Source organism: Lysobacter enzymogenes (assembly GCF_900106525.1).
GTDB classification, from domain to species: domain Bacteria; phylum Pseudomonadota; class Gammaproteobacteria; order Xanthomonadales; family Xanthomonadaceae; genus Lysobacter; species Lysobacter enzymogenes.
The window spans coordinates 118,865-142,655 of the sequence record NZ_FNOG01000005.1 but is presented as its reverse complement, the minus strand read 5'-3'; the positions used below and the strand labels follow the sequence as shown (position 1 = coordinate 142,655).

Annotated in this window: 7 protein-coding genes (1 of these 7 only partly in view); 5 read left to right on the top strand and 2 right to left on the bottom strand. The window is 71.9% G+C overall.

Features of this window, described 5'->3' with window-relative positions:
* Positions 1–23: 23 nt before the first annotated feature.
* Entirely contained in the window at positions 24–1,046 is a 1,023-nt protein-coding gene (locus BLU84_RS14120) for a LacI family DNA-binding transcriptional regulator (RefSeq protein ID WP_074868212.1), read from the top strand.
* Positions 1,043–1,432 (top strand): 7(1) septoil knot domain-containing protein, encoded by a 390-nt coding sequence (locus BLU84_RS14115; protein ID WP_211664543.1) that lies wholly within the window; start codon positions 1,043–1,045, stop codon positions 1,430–1,432. Before BLU84_RS14120 ends, BLU84_RS14115 begins: the two co-directional genes overlap by 4 nt.
* A gap of 202 nt (positions 1,433–1,634) precedes the next feature.
* Here BLU84_RS14115 and BLU84_RS14110 read toward each other — a convergent pair whose 3' ends face one another.
* A complete protein-coding gene (locus tag BLU84_RS14110) occupies positions 1,635–2,465 on the bottom strand; it encodes a kanamycin nucleotidyltransferase C-terminal domain-containing protein (protein ID WP_074868209.1) in 831 nt (276 codons plus the stop codon).
* A gap of 154 nt (positions 2,466–2,619) precedes the next feature.
* The gene (galE, locus tag BLU84_RS14105) at positions 2,620–3,633 is read right to left on the bottom strand and encodes a UDP-glucose 4-epimerase GalE (protein WP_074868206.1); all 1,014 of its coding nucleotides are present in this window, start codon (positions 3,631–3,633) and stop codon (positions 2,620–2,622) included.
* A gap of 444 nt (positions 3,634–4,077) precedes the next feature.
* Here galE and BLU84_RS14100 point away from each other — a divergent pair, with 444 nt between their 5' ends.
* The 3 genes from BLU84_RS14100 to BLU84_RS26555 all read left to right on the top strand — a co-directional run.
* Positions 4,078–4,851, top strand: coding sequence for a class I SAM-dependent methyltransferase (locus BLU84_RS14100; protein ID WP_074868202.1), 774 nt, complete (start codon positions 4,078–4,080; stop codon positions 4,849–4,851).
* A 713-nt stretch (positions 4,852–5,564) separates the two neighbouring features.
* Positions 5,565–6,347 (top strand): Stf0 family sulfotransferase, encoded by a 783-nt coding sequence (locus BLU84_RS14095; RefSeq protein ID WP_074868199.1) that lies wholly within the window; start codon positions 5,565–5,567, stop codon positions 6,345–6,347.
* Positions 6,344–23,791, top strand: the 5' portion of a protein-coding gene (locus tag BLU84_RS26555) for a non-ribosomal peptide synthetase (protein ID WP_074868196.1). 1,455 nt of this gene lie beyond the right edge of the window; the window shows 17,448 of its 18,903 coding nt (coding positions 1–17,448); it begins with the start codon at positions 6,344–6,346; its stop codon lies off the right edge, out of view. The genes BLU84_RS14095 and BLU84_RS26555 overlap by 4 nt, the downstream gene beginning before the upstream one ends.

Here is a 23,791-nt window from a genome sequence, read left to right as displayed (position 1 = left end):
AGCGAGGGCGATCGGACTGAGGCATGGCGACCATTTACGACATCGCAAAACAGGTCGGCGTCTCCGCCGGCACCGTGTCGCGAGCGCTGTCGCGGCCGGAGAAGGTGCTGCCGGCCACGCGCCAGCGCATCGAGGAAGTAGCCGCCGCGCTGGGCTATGTGCCCAACACGGTGGCGCGCACGCTCAAGACCCAGCGCAGCGGCAAGATCCTGGTGACCGTCCCGGACATCGCCAATCCGTTCTTCGCCCAGATCCTGCAGGGCGCCGAAGAAGCCGCGCAGGCTGCCGACTACGCCGTGCTGCTCGGCGATACCCAGAATCGGCCGGAGCGGGAAGAACGCTACGCGCAGATGCTGCCGCGCAACGAGGCCGACGGCCTGATCGTGTTGGGGCATCGCTTGCCGCCGACGGCGCAGGAGATCGTCAAGCGGCTCGGCGCCACCGCGCCGGTGGTCAACGGCTGCGAATTCGATCCGGCGCTGGGCATTCCCAGCGTCCACATCGACAACGCGGCTGCTGCGCGCACCGCGATGGAACATCTGTATGGATTAGGCCACGAGCGGATCGCCGTGGTCGGCGGCCCGCCCGACAATCCGCTGCATCGACAGCGCCTGGAAGGCGTGGAAGCCGCCGCCAGGGCGCGCGGTCGCTTGCGCCTGCTGAAAATCGCCCCGGGCGACTTTTCCATCGAATCCGGCTATACCGCCGCGAAAAAGCTGCTTGGGCAGGGGTCCGCGCCGACCGCCGCGTTCTGCTTCAGCGACCAGATGGCGCTGGGCGTCCTCGCCGCGTGCAGAGATCTTGGCATCCGCGTGCCGGAAGACTTCTCGATCGTCGGCTTCGACGACCTGGCCTCATCGCGCTATCTCAACCCGCCGCTGACGACCATCAGCCAGCCGATGCGCGAGATCGGCGTGCGCGCCGTCAACCTGCTGCTTGCGATCATCGAGGCGGTCGAGGTGCCGCATCAGCAGACCTTGGATTTCAGCTTGATGCTGCGCGGGTCGACCGCCGCATTCCCTGGAATTTCGGAAGCAAGAAAATGACTTGGCTATCCCTGCGAACGACCGAACGAAAGCTGGGCGCGACGAATGCACGACTCCTTCTTTTGTCGCTGTCCAGCTTCGCGCTCCTGGCCGGCGCACAACCCGCCACTGCCCAAAACGCCAAGGCTTCATCGTCGGCGGCCGCGAACGTCGTCGATGTAGCGCGCATCTACGGCCGGATTCAAATCGTGAACTCGTTCCCCGACTACAGAGTCAAGGTCGTACGCTCGTTTCCCGACCTTAAGGTGCAAGTCGTCAAGTCTTTCCCGAACGGCCCGGGCAGATGGCAGATGGTCGAATCCTTCCCGGACTACAAGATCCAGTTGGTCGACTCCTTTCCCGACTTCGAAATCCAGTACGTCGACAGCTTCCCCGGAAAGCCGTAACCGGATCCGAACACGGACAACGGCAGCGGCCTGCTCGACCCGGGATTTGATAGGTGAGCGGACATAAAAATCCCGCCGCACATCAGGCGGCGGGCGCTTGCTTATCCATTCGGTCAGACGAGCAGCGCCTGAGCGCGTCGATCCGGCGGCCGCGGGCCAGCGCGCTACGACGCGGCCGCGCGCACCGGGCTCAGGCCGGGATTTACGCGGGCTCTTCGGCCGGCTCGAACGAGGGCAACACGCGCAACTGCAGCGCGGCGGTGAAGGTCGCCCCGGCCTGCCACGAAGCCAGCCCGGCCCAGGCGCGCTCGACCACGTCGTTGACCAGGGCCAGATCGCTCAGGTCGCCCTTGATGACCAGCGCGTACAACTCTTTCGCGCCGTCCGGCGCCGGCAGCCGCGCGGCCTCTTCCAGCACCGTGCCGAAGGTGGCGTAGGGGTAGCGCGCGGCGAGTCCGGTCACCAGCGCCAGGTGCATGGCGAAGGTGCCGGCGATCATCGCGTGCGGCGCGGAGCGGTTGCGCAGCTTTCCGATCAGTTCGTACAAGGTGCCCGAGACGATCCGCGCCATCGCGCGTTCGACCATGTCCGGATCCGGATGGGTGGCGACCTCGCGCAACCGGGCGAGCAGGTTTTCGTTGCCCGGCGAAGCCCACACCACGTGCGAGTAGACGAACTTGCCGCGGCTGATCGGCCAGCTCTCGTCGACCTCGCGCGCCAGCGCCTCGGCGGCGCTGCGCGAGAGCAGATACACCAGCGCCTTGCCGGGGCCGTAGACCCATTCGACCGGCTTTTGGAATTTCGCCCCGTACACCTCGTCGTCGATAACGCCCCACAGGTCGATGTCCGAGTACGGACGCGCTTCGCCGCGCGCGGTCGAGCCGTACAGGACCAGATGCTGCAGATGCTCGCCGAAACGTTCGCGCATGGATTCGATGATCAGCGCGTACAGCGCGTTGCGTTCGTCGGCGCTGACCGCGCGCGGCCCGGAAAAGACGTCGTCCAGTCGGCCGATAGGGAGTTCGTATTCCATAGGATGATCGATCAGGCTCCATGAGATGCGGTTGCGAACTTGCGTTTCGATGCTAGCAGATGCCTAGTGCGCGCCACGCCGGTGCGCAACGATGCTCGCGCGGCGTCGCTGCAGCTTTCGCTGCCGCAGCCGCGTCGGTGCGGCCGCGGCCGGCTCAGCCGCGCTGCTCGCCCAGGCTGCGTTCCCACGCCAGCGAACTGGCGACGATCAAGTCGATGTCGTCGCAGCGCGGCGCCCAGCCGAGCAGCTCGCGGATCCTGTACGCATCGGCGATCAGCGAGGGCGGATCGCCGACCCTGCGCGGATGCTCGACCACCGGGATCGGCGCCCCGTGCACGCGTTCGAGCGCGCGCAGCACCTCGCGCACCGAAGCGCCGCGCCCGTATCCGCAGTTGAGCACGACCGGCTCGCCGCCGCGGCGCAGATAGTCCAGCGCATCGGCGTGGGCGCGGGCGAGGTCGTCCACGTGGATGTAGTCGCGCACGCCGGTGCCGTCGGGCGTGGCGAAGTCGGTGCCGTACACCGCGATGCTCTCGCGCTTGCCGGTGGCGACTTCGCACGCGGCCTTGATCAGCAAGGTGGCGTTGCGGGTGGAATGGCCGATGCGGCCGCGCAGGTCGCTGCCGGCGACGTTGAAATAACGCAGCACCGCGTAGCGCAGGCCGGTCGCTGCGGCGAGATCGCGCAGCATCCACTCGCTCATCAGCTTGGACGCGCCGTAGGGATTGATCGGCGCGGTCGGAGTGTCCTCGCGCGCGATCCCGGAGGCCGGCATGCCGTACACCGCCGCCGACGAGGAGAACACGAAGTTGGATACGCCCGCCTGCGCGCAGCAGCTGAGCAAGGTGTGGGTGGCGCAGGTGTTGCCGGCGTAATAGCGCAACGGATCGCGCACCGACTCCGGCGCGATGGTGCGCGCGGCCAAGTGCAGCACTGTATCGACGGCGTAGTCGCGCAGCACTCGCGCGACGGTGGCGGCGTCGCCGACATCGCCCACGACCAGCTCGGCGCCGAGCACCGCCTGGGCGTGTCCGGTGCTGAGGTCGTCGAGCACGACTACGCGCTCGCCGCGTTCGGTCAGTTGCAATACCACGTGGCTGCCGACGTAGCCGGCGCCGCCGGTGATCAGGATCGCTCCGCCGCGGCGGGAGGAGGGCGTCGCGCTCAAGCCGGCCGCTCCGCGGCGCAGCCGGCGGCGGGCGCGCCGATCGGCTCGTACGACGGTGTCGGCAGCGGGCGGGATGGTTCGATCGTCGCAATCACCGCGGGTCCCCCTCCATGTCTCGACGCGGCCTTCCATCGTGCCGCGCGACAGCGAGACTAATCCAGTCCTCGCCGCTGCGCGAGCCCGGCCGGCGACTGCCGCAGCGCGGCTTGACCGTCTAAACGGTCGTGCTAGAGTCGGCTGGCGCTTGGGGAGCGCTGCGGCGAGGGGCCTGGTCGTTGTTCGTGCCGCAGTGGCGCGCACCGCCGAAGGAAACGCTGCGAAGACTCGACGAACGACCGTGCGCACCCGGTGCTCGCGCGGTCGTTGCGTCTGCGCGGTCGGCGCCGCACCGGATCGAACCGCCCGTCGCGCCGTCCTTGCTGCAGCCATTCGGAGAAGGCCTGCATGTCCCAGGCACCGCTGTCGTTGGATCGCTACCTGCGAGAACACTACGAGGCCGTGCCGGGCATGTCGTCGGCGTTCGCCGCGCGCGCCTGCGCGACCTTGATGCAAGTCCAGGCCGGGCAGGGCTGGCGCGGCGACGTCGCCGAAATCGGCGCGTTCGAAGGACGCTTCCTGATCGCGCTGGCGCTGGGCCTGCAAGCCGGCGAACGGGCGCTGGCGATCGATCGCTTCGACTGGCCCGACATCCACGTCGGCCTGCGGCTGAGCGAGCGCCTGCGCGAGTTCGGCCTGTCCGAACGGGTCGAGACGATCTGCGCCGACAGCCGGCGCCTGCGCCCGCAGCGGCTGACCGGCCCCGACGGCGCGCGCGCGATCCGCCTGTTCCATATCGACGGCGACCACCAGGCCTCGTCGCTGGCCCAGGACATGGCGCTGGCGTTCGCGTGCATGGCGCCGTGGGGCGTGGTCTGCCTGGACGACATGCTCAGCCCGGCGTATCCCGAGCTCGGCATCGCCGTGGCGCAGACGCTGCGGGCCAATCCGCAATGGACGGTGTTCTGCGTGCTCGACCGCGAGGACATCGCCGCGGCGGCGAAGTTCCTGCTGTGCCGGCAGGAGTACGCGCAACCTTATGTAGACGCTTTGACGCAGAGCTTCCCCCATCGCGTTTGGGGCATGGCCGCACAGTTCGCGCAACATCGCGCCCTGGTGCTGTCGCCGCAGCCGAGACTGACGCGCTTCAACCCCGGCGGCAGCGTCGATCGCATCCAGTGAGACGGCGGCGGCGATGTGTGCATACGTCAGCGCATGCTGTCGGCCGCGCGCTTGCGCGGCCGTCGCCGCGGCGCTGAATGCGCGGCGACGTTGGCGAAAATTTGCACGTTTTACGCAAGGACAAGCATGAACAGGAGCGCTCGGTTCGCGGCGTTCGAGCGCGCGCGAAGCGGTCAAGCAATCGACGCATCGACACGCCTTGACGAAGCACCGGCAATCGTACGAGGATGCCAAACGTTGTAGCGTAGCGTGCCATTGCATGCCGCCTTCAATGCATGCTGGCTCAGGGCGCGTCACGTCAGTTCTCGACATGGACCACAGGATGTCTGCGCAGCGATGTTTGAACTCCCGCTCGTTCCATCGTCTGCGCGCGTCTTCGACGGCCGCGCCCGCACGCTGCAACCGCAATCGCTCTCAGGCCGCTCGCCGACCTGTCAAAACCGACAGGCGAACCGGATCGGCGCCCACTGCGGGCCGTTACACTCGTGCGCGCCGCGTCGCCGCGGCGAGTCCGCACCCGGACAGCGAGCGGCGGCCTCATCCGGCCAATCCCGGAACGACTGAATTTCCCACGGCATCGCGGTCGCGACAGCGACCTCGCCGGCGTCCGCGCCGGCATAACCGCTGCGGGCCCGGGGCGGGACGCGGCGCGTAGGGCACGCCCGCGCCAGCCTGTGCGGGATCGAATTGGGTCGTACCGGGAGTTTCGAAGGATGCGGAACCAGCGCTCTTACATCATCTGCACGACCATGCGCAGCGGCAGCACGATGCTCGCCAGCGGCTTGCGCGAGACCGGCATCGCCGGACGCCCGGACGAATACTTCGCCCCGCCGGTGCGCCTGCCACAGGCGCAGGTGTTCGACATGCAGCCCGAGCGCTATCGCGAACTGCTGGAAGAACAACGCCGCGCGCATCCGGCAGAACAGGTGCTGCGCGAGATAGTGGAAGCCGGCACCACCGACAACGGCGTGTTCGGCGTCAAGATCCACTTCCAGCGCCCGTTCTCCGATTTCCATAACGCGGTGGAAGTGCTGCAGGCGTATTTCGGCGACAAGCTCGCATCGCCGCACGAACTGTTCAACCGCGCGTTCCCGCGCCTGTCCTACATCTGGCTGCGCCGCGCCGACCGGGTCGCGCAGGCGGTGTCGCTGTTCAAGGCGATCAAGACCAGCGAGTTCGTGCGCGTCGCCGGCAGCACCGACCCGGTGTTGCCGGTCACCGCGGAAGATTTCGACTTCGCCATGATCCGGCGCCTGGCCGATTGGCTGCAGAGCGGCGACGACGGCTGGCGCGCGTTCTTCAAGCGCCACCGGATCGAGCCGATGATCGTCGACTACGAAGATCTGGCGGCCAATTACGAACCCACGCTGCGCTCGGTCCTGGATTACCTGGACCTGTCGGCGCAGCGCCCGGACATCGCCCGCACCCGCCATCGTCGCCAGGCCGACGAGATCTCCGAACAGTGGGCGGCGCGCTATCGCGAGATGCATGGGTGATTGAGGACGCACGCGACCCTGCGCCCGCCAACGACAACGCCGCGACCGGCCCGAGCGACGAGGCCGCCGCTGCGCCGTCGCTGGTGGAGCGCTTCGAAGCCCAAGCCGCGCGCTCGCCCGATGCGGTAGCGCTGGTCTGCGGCGACGAGCGCGTCAGCTATCGCCAGTTGCAGGCGCGTGCGGCGATCTTGGCGCGCTACTTGCAACAGGCCGGCGTCGGCCCGGGCGACATCGTCGGCCTGTGCCTGGAGCGTTCGCCGATGCTGGTGGCGGCGACCCTGGCGGTGTTGCGCGCCGGCGCGGCCTATCTGCCGATCGACCCGCGCACGCCGCCGGCGCGCATCGCTTTCATGCTCGAGGACTGCGCGGCGCCGTTGCTGCTGACCGAGGCCGATCTGTGCGCGCAGCCGCAATCGGCCGGACGCCGCGTGCTGCGCCTGGACCGCGATTGGCAGCAGATCGAATCGGCCGCGGCCGCCGCGCCGGCGCGGCCGTTCGCAGCCGGCGAACTGGCCTATGTGATCTACACCTCCGGTTCGACCGGCCAGCCCAAGGGCGTGCCGGTGCCGCAAGCCAACGTGACCGCCTTGTTCGATGCCGCGCAGCCGCGCTTCGGCTTCGGCGCGCACGACGTGTGGAGCCTGTTCCATTCCTACGCCTTCGATTTTTCGGTGTGGGAACTGTGGGGCGCGCTGCTCTACGGCGGCCGGCTGGTGCTGGTGCCGGCGCAGGTCGCGCGCGATTCGCAGGCGTTCTACCGGCTGGCCAGCGACGAAGGCGTCACCGTCCTCAACCAGACGCCGTCCGCGTTCGCCCAGTTCGCTGCGGTCGACGAATCGATGCGCCTGCCGCTGCAGTTGCGGCTGGTGATCTTCGGCGGCGAAGCGCTGCGCTTCGGCGAGCTGCGCGGCTGGTTCGAGCGTCACGGCGACGCGCGGCCGCAGTTGGTCAACATGTACGGCATCACCGAGACGACCGTGCACGTCACCGAGCGCGACGTCGCCGCGGCCGAAGCGGTGCGCGCGCCGGCCAGCCTGATCGGCCGCGCCTTGCCGCACCTGCGCTTGTTCGTCCTCGACGAATCGCTGCGGCCGGTCGCCGACGGCGAGGCTGGGGAGTTGTGCGTCAGCGGCGCCGGACTGGCCTGGGGCTATCTCAACCGCGCCGCGCTGACCGCCGCGCGCTTCGTCGCCAGCCCGTTCGGCCACGGCGAACGGCTGTACCGCAGCGGCGATCTCGCCCGGCGCACCGCCGACGGCGATATCGAATACCTCGGCCGGCTCGACCAGCAGGTCAAGCTGCGCGGGTTCCGGATCGAACTGGGCGAGATCGAAGCCGCGCTGCTGCGCCACCCCGGCGTGCGCCAGGCGGTGGTGACCAAGCGCGACGGCGACGGCCAGCCGCGCCTGGTCGCCTACGTCGTCGCCGAGCCGGCCCAGGCCGACGCCGCGGCCGCGCGCGCGGACGACAGCGTCGGCCAATGGCAGGCGCTGTACCAGGACACTTACCGGCCCGAACAGGACGCCGACTTCCGCCCCAGCTTCGTCGGCTGGCACAGCAGCTACACCGGCGCGCCGATCGAATTGGCGCAGATGCAGCAATGGCTCGACGCCACCGCCGAGCGGGTGCTGGCGCGGCGGCCGCAGCGCCTGCTGGAAATCGGCTGCGGCGTCGGCCTGGTGCTGGAGCGGCTGGCGCCGCATTGCCAGTCCTATGTCGCCACCGATCTGTCCTCGGTCGCGATCGGCCGCCTGCAGCGCTGGCTGGGCGCGAGCGAAGGCCTGGAGCACGTGCGCCTGTCGGCGCAGCCCGCCGACGATTTCGCCGGCCTGCCCGACGGCTTCGATACGGTGGTGCTGAACTCGGTCGTGCAGTACTTCCCCAGCGCCGACTATCTGATCGAGGTGCTGCGCCAGGCCAGCGAGCGGGTCGCGCCGGGCGGACGCATCTTCGTCGGCGACGTGCGCCACCACGGGCTGATGCGCGCCTTCCACGCATCGGTGCAGTTCGCCAAGGCCGACGACGAGGCCGACGCCGCCCGGCTGCGCGCGGCGATCGAGCGCGGCATGCGCCAGGACAAGGAACTGCTGCTGGGGCCGGAATTCTTCCGCGCCTTGCCGCAGCGGCTGGCGAACATCGGCGCGGTCGAAATCCTGCTCAAGCGCGGCGACGCCGACAACGAGCTCAATCAATACCGCTACGACGTCTGGCTGCACGTCGGGCCGCGCGCGACTTCGCGTCCGGCCGAACCGTGGCGCGCGCAGGGCGACGACGCGCTGGCCGAACTGGATGCGCATCTGTCGCGGCAACGCCCGCCGCGGTTACGGGTCGAGCTGGTCAACGCCCGCCTGAGCGCGGACCTGCGCCGGCTGGCTCTGCTCGATGAAGCCGCGCCGGCGCTGTCCTGGCGCGAATTGAACGAACGCGCCGGCGCATCGTGCGCCGCCGGCGTCGAGCCCGAAGCCTTGTGGCGCTTGGGCGAACGCCACGGCTACCGGGTCGCCATCGCCTGGTCCGAGCACTCGCCGGGGCATCTGCTGGCGACCTTCTCCGACGCGGCCGGGCAGGGCGACCGTGCGCACAGCGCCGAGTTCGCCGAGCCGCTCGATGCGGACCCGCGCGCCTACGCCAACGATCCGCTCGCCGCCGCCGCCCAGCATGCGTTCGTGCGCGGCCTGCGCGAGCATCTGCGCGCGATCCTGCCCGAGCACATGCTGCCGGCCGCGACCGTGGTGCTGCCGGCGTTGCCGCTGACGGTCAACGGCAAGGTCGATCGGGCGCGGCTGCCGGCGCCGGAAGAGCGCCCGGACGTCGCCGACTACGCCGAACCGCATACCGCGCTGCAGCGCAGCCTGGCCGGCATCTTCGCCGAAGTGCTGCGGCTGGACCGGGTCGGCCTGCACGACGACTTCTTCGAACTCGGCGGCCATTCGCTGCTGGCGATGCGCGTGGTCGCGCAGTTGCGCGCGCAACTGGCGCTGGAGCTGCCGCTGCGTGCGATCTTCGATCACCCCACGGTCGCCGCCCTGGAGCAGGCGGCGCAGTCCGCCGGCGCCGCGCTGACGGCGCCGCCGCTGACGCCGCATCCGGACCGCGAGTCCATCGCGCTGTCGTTCGCGCAGGAACGGTTGTGGTTCCTGGAGCAGCTAGGCACGGTCGGCGCTGCCTACCATGTGCCGCTGGCGTTCCGGATCCGCGGCGCGCTCGACCGCGGCGCGCTCGACGCGGCGCTGGCGCAGCTGCTGCAACGCCATGAAATGCTGCGCACGCGCTTCGTGCTCGACGGCGAAGAGCCGCGCCAGAGGATCGATCCGGCGCCGGCGCAGCCGCTGTCGGTCGAGGACCTGAGCGCGCTGGATCCGGCCCGGGCGCAGGCGTTCGTGGACGAACGGCTGGAACGCGAAGCGCTGCACCGCACCGATCTGGAACGCGGGCCGCTGTTCCGCGCCCAGTTGCTGCGGCTCAGCGAGCGCGAGCACGTGCTGATCCTGGCCGCGCACCACATCGCCGCCGACGGCTGGTCGCACACCGTGCTGCTCGGCGAGCTCGGCGCACTCTACGAGGCACAGGCGCGCGGCGCCGAACCGGCGCTGCCGCCGCCGCGCCTGCAGTACGCCGATTACGCGATGTGGCAGCGCCGCTGGCTGCAAGCGCCGCAGCTCGAGCAGCAATTGCGGTACTGGACCGCGCAACTCGCCGACGCGCCGGAACTGATCGCGCTGCCGAGCGACCGGCCGCGTCCGCCGACCGCGAGCTTCGCCGGCACCGTGCACCGCTTCGAGCTGCCCGCGGCGCTGGCGCGGCGGCTGCCGGGGTTCGCGCGCGAACACGGCGCCACCGCCTTCATGGTCCTGCTGGCCGCGTTCCAGGCGCTGCTGGCGCGCTGGAGCGGAAGCGACGACATCGTCGTCGGCACGCCCACCGCCGGCCGCACCCATCGCGACACCGAACCGCTGATCGGGCTGTTCATCAATACTCTGGCGCTGCGTGCGCGGGTCGACACCGGCGCCAGCTTCGCCGCGCTGCTGGCCCAGGCCAAGGACGCCGCGCTGGCCGCGTTCGCCCATCAGGAACTGCCGTTCGAACAGGTGGTGGCCGCGCTCAAGCCGCATCGCGACCTGTCGCGGCAGCCGATCGTGCAGGTGATCTTCGCCCTGCAGAACACCCCGCCGACCGCGCTGCGGCTGGCCGGCGCGCAGACCGAGCGGATCGACCTGCCGAGCCGCAGCGCCAAGTACGACCTGACCTTGAACCTGATCGAGGCGGACGCGCGGCTCAGCGCCGAGATCGAATACGCCACCGACCTGTTCGATGGCGCCACCATCGCCCGGCTCGGCGACATGTACGCGGCGCTGCTGGACGCGGCGATGGCCGACCCGACCCAAGCGGTGTCGCGGCTGCGCCTGGGCGCCGCGCCGGCGCCGGTGCGGGTCGCCGCAGCCGCGGACGCGACCGTCTGCGATCTGTTCGCAGCGCAGGCCGCGCGCACCCCGGACGCGCCGGCGCTGGAGTCGGCCGGCTCGCGGCTGAGCTACGCCGAACTGGACCGGCGCGCGCAGCGCATGGCGCGGCAACTGCGCCGGCGCGGCATCGGCGCCGGCGATCTGGTCGCGGTGGTGTCCGATCACGAGGTCGACACCTTCGTCGCCTTGCTCGCCACGCTCAAGGCCGGCGCGGCCTATCTGCCGCTCGATGCCGCGACGCCGGCAGAACGCCTGCGCCATGTGCTCGAAGACGCGCGGCCGGGCCTGATCCTGGCCGACGCGGCAACGGCCGCTCTGCCGCAGCCGTTGCCGCCGGCGCTGTCGTTCCAGGCCTGCGCCGCAGCCGACGACGCCGACGCGCAGCCGTTGCCCGGCCCGGCGCCCGGCGATCTGGCCTATGCGATCTATACCTCCGGTTCGACCGGAACGCCCAAGGGCGTGCTGATCGAACACCGCGGCCTGCGCGATCTGGCCCTGGCCCAGATCGAGCGCTTCGCGCTCGCGCCGCACAGCCGCCTGCTGCAGTTCGCCTCGCTCGGATTCGACGCTTCGGTCTCGGAAGTGTTCACCGCCTGGTGCAGCGGCGCCTGCCTGTGCTTGCCCGGACGCGCCCACGCGCTCGCCGGCGACGAACTGGCGACGGTGCTGAACCAGCGCGCGATCAGCCACGTGACTCTGCCGCCGAGCGTGGTGCCCGGCCTGGTCGAGGCCGGCGGCGCGCCGGCGCTGCAGACCCTGGTGGTCGCCGGCGAAGCCTGCCCGGCGGCGATCGTGCGCAGCTGGCCGACGCCGGTGCGCTTCGTCAACGCTTACGGCCCGACCGAAACCACCGTCTGCGCCACCAGCCACGAATGCGACCGCGCCGATCCGCGCGATCCGCCGGTCGGCCGGGCGCTGGCGCACGCGCCGGTGTACGTGCTCGACGACGCCCTGCAGCGCGTGCCCGACGGCGTGGTCGGCGAGATCTTCATCGGCGGCAGCGGCGTGGCCCGCGGCTATCGCGGCAAGCCCGCGCTGACCGCCGAACGTTTCCTCGCCGATCCCTTCGCCGGCGCCGGCGCGCGCATGTACCGCAGCGGCGACCGCGGCCGCATCCGCGCCGACGGCAGCCTGGAATTCCTCGGCCGCATCGACCGCCAGCTCAAGGTCCGCGGCTATCGCATCGAACCCGGCGAGATCGAGGCCGCGCTGACCGGCGACGAACGCATCGCCCAGGCCTATGTGCTGGCGCAGGGCGAGCTCGATGGCCGGCGTCTGGTCGCCTACGCGGTGCCTGCGCGGCGCCCGCTCGACGCCGAGGCGGTGCTGGCGTCGCTGCGCGGCCGCCTGCCGGCGCATCTGCTGCCCTCGGCGCTGGTGCTGCTGGACCGCTTCCCGCTGACCGCGCACGGCAAGATCGACCCATCGGCGCTGCCGCCGCCCGCGGCTTCGGCCAGCAGCGACGAAACCGCCGAGCACCTCGCCCCGCGCACGCCGACCGAGCGCGCGATCGCCGCGATCTGGCTCGAAGTGCTCGGCTGCCGTCCGCCCGGATTGCGCGACCGCTTCTTCGCGCTCGGCGGCCACTCGCTGCTGGCGACCCGCGCGGTCGGACGCATCCGCCGCGCACTCGGCGTCGAGTTCGGCCTGCGCGAGTTCTTCGCCGCCCACACCCTGGAAGAGCTGGCCCGCAGCGTGGACGCGGCGCGCGCCCGCGCGTCGGCGGCGGCGCTGGCCGCGGCGCCGCGCAACGCGCGGATGCCGCTGTCGTACGCGCAGCGCAGCTTGTGGACGCTGGACCGGATCGACGCGACCGGCGCGGCCGGCGCGGCCTACAACATGCCGATCGCGCTGCGCGCAGACGGCGCGCTCGACCGCGATGCGCTGCGGCGCGCACTGGCCGAACTGACGCGCCGCCACGAGAGCCTGCGCACCGCCTTCCGCCGCGACGGCGCGGAGCTTTTTGCGCAGATCCTGCCGGCGCAGGCGCTGGAACCGGAACTGCACGACCTCGCCGAACTGGCGCCGGCCGAACGCGAAGCCGAAGCCGCCCGCCTGCAACAAGGCGAAATGCGCCACCGCTTCGACCTCGACGCCGGCCGGCTGTTGCGCGCGCGGCTGCTGCGGTTCGACGCGCAGCGGCACCTGCTGATCCTGACCACCCACCACATCGTCGCCGACGGCTGGTCGGCGGCGCTGCTGGTCGACGAGCTGCGTGCGCTCTACCACGCCTACGCCGACGGCGGCGCTTCGCCGCTGCGCGAGCCGGCGCTGCAGCACGCCGACTACGAGGCCTGGCAACGCGCGCGCGTGGACGAAACGGCGTTGGGCCAGCGCGCCCAGCGCAGCCGCGAGCGCCTGCACGGCGCGCCGACGGTGCTGGAACTGCCGGCCGACCGCGCACGTCCGCCGGCGCAGTCCTACCGCGGCGCGCTGCACCGCTTCGTCCTGCCCACGTCGCTGCATCACGCGCTGCAGGCCTTGAGCGCGCAGCACGATGCCACCCTCTACATGACCCTGCTGGCCGGCTTCAACGCCTTGCTGGCGCGGCTGTCCGGCGCCGACGACATCCTGACCGGCTCGCCGCTGGCGCTGCGCGCCGAGCCGGGGCTGGAAGAGGTGGTCGGGCCGCTGCTCAACACTGTGGTGCTGCGCCTGCGCCTGGGCGACGATCCGAGCTTCGCCGAACTGCTGGCACGCGCACGCGCGACCACCCTGGACGCGTACGACGAACAGGACCTGCCGTTCGAACGCGTGATCGCCGAACTGCGGCCGCAACGCGATCTGTCGCGCCCGCCGCTGGTGCAGGCGCTGTTCTCGCTGCAGAACTATCCCGCCGCCGCTGCGCCGGCGACCGCGCTGTGGCAACGCGCGCACAGCCCGTGGAGCCACGCCAAGTACGATCTCTCGTTGTACGTCGAAGAAACCGCCGACGGGCTGGCCTGCGAGTGCGAGTACGCGACCGACCTGTTCGACGCGGCCACCGTGCAGGGGTGGTGCGCGCAATGGGCGGGCCTGCTGGCGGCCGCGGCGGCCGATCCGCAGGCGCGCCTCAGCCGTTTGGCGCCAGTGGCCGGAGAAGGCGCGGCGGCCGACGCCAAAGAGGACGCCGCCGACGCCGACGACAATCCCGCGCTCGCGGGCTACGACCGCCTTTCGATCCCGGCGCTGATCCGCGAACAGGCGCGGCAACGCCCGCAGGCCATCGCGGTCGGCTGCGGCAACCGCAGCCTGAGCTACGCCGAGCTCGAGCGCCGCAGCAGCGCGCTGGCGCGGCGCCTGCGCGCCGCCGGCGTCGGCCCCGGCGAACGGGTCGGCATCTGCGTGGAGCGCTCGGTCGAACTGAGCGTGGCGCTGCTGGCCGCGCTCAAGTCCGGCGCCGCCTACGTACCGCTGGATCCGGCCTATCCGCAATCGCGTCTGGACTACATGATCGACGACAGCGGCCTGCGCTGCGTGCTCAGCGATCGCGCCGGCGCGCAGCGTGTGGCGGCGACGCTGCAGCGCGAGCGCCTGATCGCCGTCGACGACGCGTCCGGCAATGATGCCGCGGCGGCCGGCGAGGGCGACGACGAATCCTGGTACGAACGGCCCGCCGACGGCGTCGCCTACGTCATCTACACCTCCGGCAGCACCGGCCGCCCCAAGGGCTGCGTGGTCACCGACCGCGGCCTGCTCAATCTGCTGCACGCCCTGGCCGAGCGTTTCGGACTCGGCCCCGACGACTCGCTGCTGGCGGTGACGCCGTACAGCTTCGACATCGCCGGCCTGGAGCTGCTGATGCCGCTGCTGCGCGGCGCGCGCGTGCACATCAGCCCGGCCGGGCACGCGCGCGATGCGGCGCGCCTGGCGCGCAGCATCCGCGAACTGCGCCCGACCTTGATGCAGGCGACGCCGGCGACCTGGCAGATGCTGCACCGCGCCGGCTGGCGCAACGACACCGGCATGCAGGTGCTGTGCGGCGGCGAAGCCTTGCCCGAGGCCCTGCGCGAAGCGCTGGCCCAGGGCGGGCCGGCGTGGAACCTGTACGGCCCGACCGAAACCACGATCTGGTCGACGCTCGATCCGATCTCGGCCGATTCGCCGGTCACCATCGGCCGTCCCATCGCCAACACCCGGGTCTACGTGCTCGACGCGGCGATGGCGCCGGTGCCGGCGGGCGAGGAAGGCGATCTTTACATCGGCGGCGACGGCGTCGCCCGCGGCTACTGGAACCGTCCGGCGCTGACCGCGCAGAGTTTCCTCGCCGATCCGTTCTCGGTCGGCGGGGTGATCTACCGCACCGGCGACCGCGCGCGCTGGCGCGCCGACGGACGCCTGGACTACCTCGGCCGCGCCGACGCCCAGATCAAACTGCGCGGTTTCCGCATCGAGCTGGGCGAGATCGAGGCCGAGCTGGCGCGGCATCCGCAGATCGACCTGTGCGCCTGCGCGGTGAACCGCGACGGCGAGCCGCAGTTGGTCGCCGCGTTCGTCGCGGCCGCCGGCGCGCGGCCCGGGCGCCGCGAGCTGCAGGATTTCCTGCGCGCGCGCTTGCCCGAACACATGATACCGGCGCGTTTCGTCGCGGTGCCGGCGCTGCCGCTGACCGCGAACGGCAAGACCGACCGCAACGCCGTCGCGTCGCTGAGCGACGCCGAAGCGGCGCCGGCGGCCGGGCAGGGCGAGATGGCGCCGCGCCTGCTGGCGCTGTGGCGCGAAGCGCTCGGCCGCGACGAGGTCGGCTTCGACGAAGGCTTCTTCGAACAGGGCGGCAGCTCGATGCAGGCGGTGATCCTGGCCGAGCGCATCGCCGCCGAACTCGCGCCGGGGTTCGAGGTGACCTCGTTGTTCGAGTTCGGATCGCTGTCGCGCCTGACCGAGCATCTGCAGGCGCAGGCTCTGCCGCGCACTGCGCCGGTGGAGCAGTCCGCGCCGGCGCGGCCTGCGGCCGCAGCGCAGGCCGGCCCGAGCCTGCCCGCGTATTACGCCGACAGCGTGGCCATCGTCGGCATGTCCTGCGCGTTCCCGGGCGCGCACGATCACGACGAGTTCTGGGCCAACCTGCTGCAGGGCCGCGAGAGCATCGAGCGCATCCCCGATGCGGAACTGCGCGCGCTCGGCGTTCCCGCGCACGTGCTGGCCGATCCGAACTACGTCCCGGTGCGCTCGGACCTGGCCGGGCGCGACCTGTTCGACGCGGATTTCTTCAACGTGTCCGAACGCGACGCGCAGCTGATGGACCCGCAGTTGCGGCTGCTGCTGACCCACGCCTGGCGGGCGATCGAGGACGCCGGCTACCGCGTCGGCGAGATCGCCGACACCGCGGTGTTCGCCACCGCCAGCAACAGCGCCTACCACGCGCGCCTGCTCGCCTCGGCGCCGGCCTCGGCGCAGAGCATCGAACAGTACGTGGGCTGGATCATGGCCCAGAACGGCACCCTGCCGGCGGTGATCTCGCACAAGCTCGGCCTGCGCGGGCCGAGCCTGTTCGTGCATTCCAACTGTTCCTCGTCGCTGAGCGCGCTGGATCTGGCGCGGCGGCGGCTGCTGGAAGGCGAATGGCGCCACGCCCTGGTCGCGGCCGCGCGCGTGGCCAGCTTCGAGGGCGCCGGTTACGTCCACCAGGACGGCATGAATTTCTCCAGCGACGGACGCTTGCGCGCGTTCGACGCCGCGGCCGACGGCGCGGTCGGCGGCGAAGGCGTTGCGGTGCTGCTGCTCAAGCGCGCCGCCGACGCCATCGCCGACGGCGACCACGTCTATGCGCTGCTGCGCGCCAGCGCGGTCAACAACGACGGCGGCGACAGCGCCGGCTTCTACGCGCCCAGCGTCGCCGGCCAACGCGCGGTGATCGAGCGCGCCCTGGCTGCGGCCGACATCGCGCCCGAATCCATCGCCTATGTCGAGGCGCACGGCACCGGCACGCCGCTGGGCGACCCGATCGAAGTCGCCGCGCTGTCGCAGGCCTATGGCCGCCACACCCAGGCGCGGCAGTTCTGCGGGATCGGATCGGTCAAGACCAACATCGGCCACCTCGACACCGCCGCCGGCCTGGCCGGCTGCATCAAGGCGGCCTTGAGCCTGTCGCGTGGGCGGATCCCGGCGACCTTGCATTTCCGCACCGCCAACCCCGCGCTCAAGCTCGAGCAATCGCCGTTCTACGTGGTCGATGCGGCGCAAGCCTGGACCGGCCCGCGGCCGCACCGCGCCGCGGTCAGCTCGATGGGCGTCGGCGGCAGCAACGCGCACGCGATCTTGGAGGAGTGCCCGGCCGCCGCCAGCGGCGACGAACTCGCGCCGGGGCCGTGGCTGTTCCCATTGTCGGCGCGCGATCCGCAGTGCCTGCACGCCAGCGCCGAGCGCTTGCTCGCGTTCCTGGCCGGCGCGCCGTCGCTGCCGGGTCTGGCGTTCACCCTGCAAGCCGGGCGCGAGCCGATGCCGCACCGGCTGGCGATCCTCGCCGCCGATGCGCAGGAGCTGCAGGCGCGGCTGCGCGGCTATCTGCGCGGCGACGCCGCCGCGGGCGTTTACAGCGGTCACGCCGCGCGGGCCGCGGCCGGCGACCGCACCGGCCATCGAACCGACGATCCGGCCGGCGCCGAACTGCAGACCGCGCTGGCGCGCTGGGCGGCGCAGGGCCACTACGACCAGCTCGCTTCGCTGTGGGTCAACGGCTTCGCCTTCGATTGGCGCGCGCTGTACCCGAACGGCGCGCCGCGCCGGATCAGCGCGCCGACCTATCCGTTCAATCCGCGCCGGTTCTGGCTCGATACCCTCGATGCGCCCGCCGTCGCAGCGGCGCCGGCACCCGTGCCCGCAGCGGTGCAGTTGTTCGCCGAGCGCTGGGACCGCGCCGCCGACGCGCCGGCGGCGTGGCCGCACCGGCAGTGTCTGGTCCTGTGCGATTTCCCGACCGACGCGCCGCTCGCGCGCGCGCTCGCCCGGCGCGCGTCCGGCGCAGATCTGCGCAGCCTGCCGCGCAGCGACGCCAGCGTCGGCGCGCGCTGCATCGCCCACGCCGAAGCCTTGCTGGAACTGGTGCGCGAAACCGCCGCCGCGGCGCCGGCATTGATCCGGCTGGTGCTGCCCGCCGACGACGACGGCGCGCTGTACGCCGCGCTGGCCGCGCTGCTGCTGAGCGCGAAACGCGAATACGACCGGCTCGAGGTGCAGATCCTGCGCGTGGCCGCCGACGCCGATGCGCAGGCCCTGGCGGCGCAACTGCTCGACGCGCCGCCGCCGGCGGCGCGGCAGTTGCGCGACTACGGCGCGTCAGGCGCGCGCACGCGCCGGTTCGAGCCCTTGCGCGAACGCGACGGCGCCGCGCCGCCGTGGCGCGACGGCGGCCGTTATCTGATCGCCGGCGGCGCCGGCCGGCTCGGTCTGCTGCTGGCGCGGGAGATGGCTGCGGGTCTGCGCAGCGGCCGCATCGTCCTGACCGGCCGCGGCGAACTCGCGGCGGACACGGCCGCCGTGGTAGCGGCGCTGGCGACGCCGACCCTGCAGGTCGAATACCGCCGCGCCGATATCGCCGACGCCGCCCAGGCCCAGGCCCTGCTGCAGTCGCTGCACGCGCAATACGGCGGCCTCGACGGCATCGTCCACGCCGCCGGCGTGCTCGACGACGGTTACCTCGCGCGCAAGCGCGCCGGACAGGCGCGCGCGGTGCTGGCGCCGAAGGTGACCGGGCTGGAAAACCTCGACCGAGGCCACGGCGCGGCGGCGCTGGATTTCCTGATCTGCTTCGGTTCGATCGGCGGCGCGCTCGGCAGCGCCGGCCAGAGCGATTACGCCGCGGCCAATGCCTTCATGCGCGGCTACGCCGCGGCGCGCAACGCCCGCGCCGCGCGCGGCGAACGCCACGGCCGCGCGCTGTGCATCGACTGGCCGTACTGGCGCGACGGCGGCATGCGCCTGTCGGCGCAGGCCGAGGCGGAACTGGCCCAGGCCGGGCTGGCGCCGCTGCAGGCGCGCGACGGGCTGGCGGCGTTGCGCCGCGCCTGGAACAGCGGCGAGTCCTGCGTGACGGTGCTGGCGGGCGAGCCCGCGGCGGTGGCCGCGCTGCTGGACGGGCACGAATCGCGCGTGCCGCCGGCCGCAGCGACGGCGCAGACGCCCGTTGTCGAAACGGACGGCGGTCTGTCCCGTGCGGCCTTGCGCCGCTTGATCGAAGTGTTCGCCGACGTGTCGAAAATCGACCCCGCGCGGATCGATCCGGAGCAGGCGCTGGAAGCGTTCAGCATCGACTCGATCATGATCGCCCAGCTCAACCAGCGGCTGGCCGGCGCGTTCCAGGGGCTGTCCAAGACCTTGTTCTATCAGTACCGCACGCTGGCCGAGATCGGCGAGCACCTCGCCGCCGACCACGCCGAGGCCTGCCTGCGCTGGAGCGGCGCTGCGGCCGGCGCAGCGCATGCCGAAGCCGCGGTCGAGACTCGAATCGAAACCCCGATCGAAGCCGAAGCGCCGCCCGCGCGCGCGACTGCGCTGGCCGCCGCGCCGGCCAGCGTACGCCGCGCGAGCGCGTCCGCACGCGAGCCCATCGCCATAGTCGGCCTCGCCGGACGCTATCCGCAGGCGCGCGATCTCGATGAGTTCTGGCGCAACCTGCGCGCCGGCCGCGACAGCGTCGGCCCGATCCCGGCCCAGCGCTGGTCGCTGGACGGCTTTTTCTGCGCCGATCCGGACAGCGCCGTCGCCCGGCGCATGAGCTATAGCCGCTGGGGCGGCTTTCTGGAAGGCTTCGCCGAATTCGATCCGCTGTTCTTCGGCATCGCCCCGGCGCAGGCGCTGGACATGGATCCGCAGGAACGGCTGTTCCTGCAGACCTGCTGGCAGGCGCTGGAGGACGGCAACTACACCCGCCAGCGGCTGGCGCAGCGCCACCGCGGCCGGGTCGGGGTGTTCGCCGGCATCACCAAGACCGGGTTCGAACTGCATGCGCGCGATCTGGCCGCGCAGGGCGATCCGGCCACGCCATACACCAGCTTCAGTTCGGTCGCCAACCGGGTCTCGTATCTACTCGACCTCAACGGCCCGAGCTTCCCCATCGACACCATGTGCTCGGCGTCGCTGACCGCGATCCACGAAGCCTGCGAGCACCTGCTGCGCGACGAATGCGAGCTGGCCCTGGCCGGCGGGGTCAACCTGTACCTGCATCCCTCGACCTATGTCGGGCTGTGCTCGCAGCGCATGCTGTCCACCGACGGGCGCTGCCGCAGCTTCGGCGCCGACGCCAGCGGCTTCGTGCCCGGCGAGGGCGTCGGCGTGGTCCTGCTCAAGCCGCTGTCGGCGGCCGAACGCGACGGCGACCGCATCCACGGCACGATCCTGGCCTCGGGCATCAACCACGGCGGACGCACCCACGGCTACACCGTGCCCAATCCGCGCGCGCAGCGCGATCTGGTCCGCGACACCCTGGCCCGCGCCGGCGTCGGCGCCGATCAAATCGGTTGCGTGGAAGCGCACGGCACCGGCACCGCGATGGGCGATCCGATCGAAGTCGAGGGCCTGAGCCAAGCCTTCGCCGCGACCACCTCGGACACCGGGTTCTGCGCGCTGGGTTCGGTCAAGTCGAACATCGGCCACCTGGAAGCCGCCGCCGGCGTGGCCGGCCTGACCAAGGTGCTGCTGCAGTTCCGCCACGGCGAGCTGGCGCCGACCCTGCACAGCGAGCAGCCGAATCCGGACCTCGATCTGGCTGGGACGCCGTTCGTGCTGCCGCAGCGCGCCGAACCCTGGCCGCGCCCGCACGCTCGCGACGGCGCGCCGGCGCTGCGCACCGCCACCGTGTCGTCGTTCGGCGCCGGCGGCGCCAACGCTTTCCTGGTCGTGCAGGAATATCCGCACGCCGCCGCGCCCGAGCCGGCGACGCCTGTCTCCGCACCGGCGCTGTGGGTGTTGTCGGCGCGCCGCGCCGACCGCCTCGCCGAGTACGCGCGGCGTCTGGCCCACGCGCTGGAGCAGGGCGACTACCGCGACGCCGACCTGGGCGCGATCGCGGCCACGTTGCAGCTCGGCCGCGAAGCGATGGAACACCGCCTGGCGTTCGCCGCCTCGTCGCTGACGCAGGCGGTCGCGATTCTGCGCGGTTACGCCGAGGGGCACGCGCCCAATCACCCGTTGCACATCGGCAAAGCCGCGCGCGACGGCGCCGCGGCGGCACAGTCCGCCGAAGCGTTGCTGCGCGAAGGCCGCTACGAGCCGGCGCTGGCGGCCTGGGTCGCGGGCGCCGCGCTGGACTGGTCCGCGCTGTATGCGCAAACGCCGGCGCTGGTGGCGTTGCCGACCTATCCGTTCGCCGAAGAAACCTACTGGCCGGTCGCCGCGCCCACGCCGCTCGCCGGCGCGGGCGAGACCGCGAGCGAACCGCGCTTCGCGATGGCCGAAGGCGCGCGCCTGCTGACGCCGGAATGGCAGGACGCCGCCGCGCCCGATGCGCCGGCGCAGGCGGGCGAGTGGCTGGTGATCAATGCCAGCGCCGCCCAGTTGCACGCGCTCGCAGCGCGGCGCCCGATCGCCACTGACTGGCGCGGCCGCGCGGCCTTGCGCGACGTGCTGGCCGGATGTCGCCCGAGCAAGGTGGTGTGGTTCGCCCCGGTTGCCGCCGAGTCCGCCTCCGCGCGCCCCGGCGTCGACCCAACGGCGCCCGATTTCGAATCGCTGTTGCGCGACCCCGCCGCGGCGGTCGAGCAATGCGCGGCGCTGCTGCAGGTGCTGCACGAATCTGCCGCCGCGGTCGAACTGGTGGCGGTGACCCGCCACGGCCAGCCGCTCGACGCCGCGCAAGCGCTCGATCCGGCGCAGGCCGCGGTCGCGGGTTTCCTGCGCTCGGCGGCGAAAGACTACCGCCACAGCGCATTCGCGCTCGCCGATCTCGACGCCGGCGCCGAGCCCGGCCTGGAGGCGCTGGCCGCGCTGCGCGCGGTCGCCGGCCGGGCCACGGTCTACGCCCACCGCGACGGCCGCTGGCTGCGCAGCGGTCTGACCGAAGTCGAAGTCGCCCGGCTCGCCCCCGGCGGTTTTCGCCAAGGCGGCGTCTACGTGCTGATCGGCGGAGCCGGCCATGTCGGCCGCCAGATCAGCGACTACCTGCTGCGCGAACACGCTGCGACCGTGATCTGGGTCGGGCGCCGTCGCGCCGCCGAGGTCGAAGCGTCGCTGTCGGCGTTCGCGCCGCAGCAACGGCCGTTCTATCACCAAGCCGACGCGGCCGACGCCGAAGCGTTGCGGCGGGTGCGCGACTCGGTGCTGGCGCAGCATGGCCGCATCGACGCGGTGCTGGCGGCGACCACGTATTTCTCGCTGGCTCCGGCGGCGTCGCTGGCGCCGGCCGAGCTGCGCGCGGCGTTCGACGCCAAGACCGCGCCGGCCGTGCGCATCGCCCAAACCTTCGCCGGCGACGCCCGCGACGGCATCGTGTTCTTCTCCTCGCTGGTTTCGTTCATCGGCAACCGCGAGCAAAGCCACTACGCTGCTGCCTGCGCCTGGCAGGACGCGTTCGCGCGCCTGCTCGAACGGCGCTGCGGCGCGCCGGTCAGGGTGGCGAACTGGGGCTACTGGACCATCGACGACCCGCGCCGCAGCCAGGAGCTGAGCGAGATCGGGATCGAGTTCATCGACGCCGATTGCGGCGGCGCCGCCTTGCAGGCTTTGCTGTGCGGCCCGTACCGACAGCTCGGCCTGATCCGCACGCAGCGGCCGCTGGCGGTGGAAGGCCTGCATCCGCAGCAGCGCCTGCGCATCGATGGCGCGCGCGTGGAGCGGATCGCGGCGAAGTCGCCGGACGAGGGCAGGGCAGATGCGCCGGCCGTCGCTGGGCGGGCGCCCACGTCCGCCGCCGAAGACCCGTTCGCCCTCGGCGAATTCGTGCACGCGGCGCTGGCGCGCGAGCTGTGCGCCGCGCTGCGCATGGATCCCGCCCTGCTCGACGCGCAGGCGATGTTCGCCGACTACGGCGTGGATTCGATCGTCGGCCTCAGGCTGGTGCGCGCGGTCAATCAAGCGCTGGGCCTGAGCTTGCCGGCGACCTGCCTGTTCGATCACCCCAACCTGGAGCGGCTCGCCGCGCACGTGGTGCAGGCGCACCGCGCCGACGCGCAACGGGCGCAGTCCGCGCAGGTCGCGGCGGCGCCCGCGTCCGCAACGACGTCAACGTCCGCGCCGGCCGCGACCGAACCCGCGGGCGCGTTGCGCCGCGAACCGATCGCGGTGATCGGCATGAGCGGGCGTTTCCCGCAGTCCGACGACAGCGCCGAATTGTGGCGCCACCTCGCCGCCGGCCGCGACCTGATCGAGCCGGCCTCGCGCTGGCCCGAGGCGGCCCTGCGCGGCGCCGACGGCGAGGCGCTGTGCCGCCACGCCGGCTACATCCGCGATGTCGACCGCTTCGACCCGCTGTTCTTCCGCATCTCGCGCGCCGACGCCGCCTACATGGACCCGCAACAGCGGCTGTGCCTGGAGGAATCGTGGAAGGCGCTGGAGTCGGCGGGGCTGGCCGGCCGCGCGGTCGCCGGGCGCAAGTGCGGCGTGTACGTCGGCTGCAGCGGCGAGGATTACACCCAGTTGCTCGCCGGCCAGCTCGGCGACGGCGAACTGCCGGCGGCGGCGATGCACGGCAGCTCGACCGCGCTGCTGTCTTCGCGCATCGCCTATCACCTGGATCTGCGCGGCCCGGCGATGACCGTCGACACTGCCTGTTCCAGCGGTCTGGTCGCCGTGCACCTGGCCTGTCAGGCGTTGTGGACGGACGAGATCGAACTGGCCATCGCCGGCGGCGTGCATGTGCAGTGCACGCACTGGTTCCATCTGATCGGCAGCCGCGCCGGCATGCTCTCGGCGCACGGCCGTTGCTTCACCTTCGACGCGCGCGCCGACGGTTTCGTTCCCGCCGACGGCGTCGGCATGGTGGTGTTGAAGAAGCTGTCCGCAGCGCTGGCCGACGGCGACCCCATCGTCGGCGTGATCGCCGCCAGCGCGATCAACCAGGACGGCACCAGC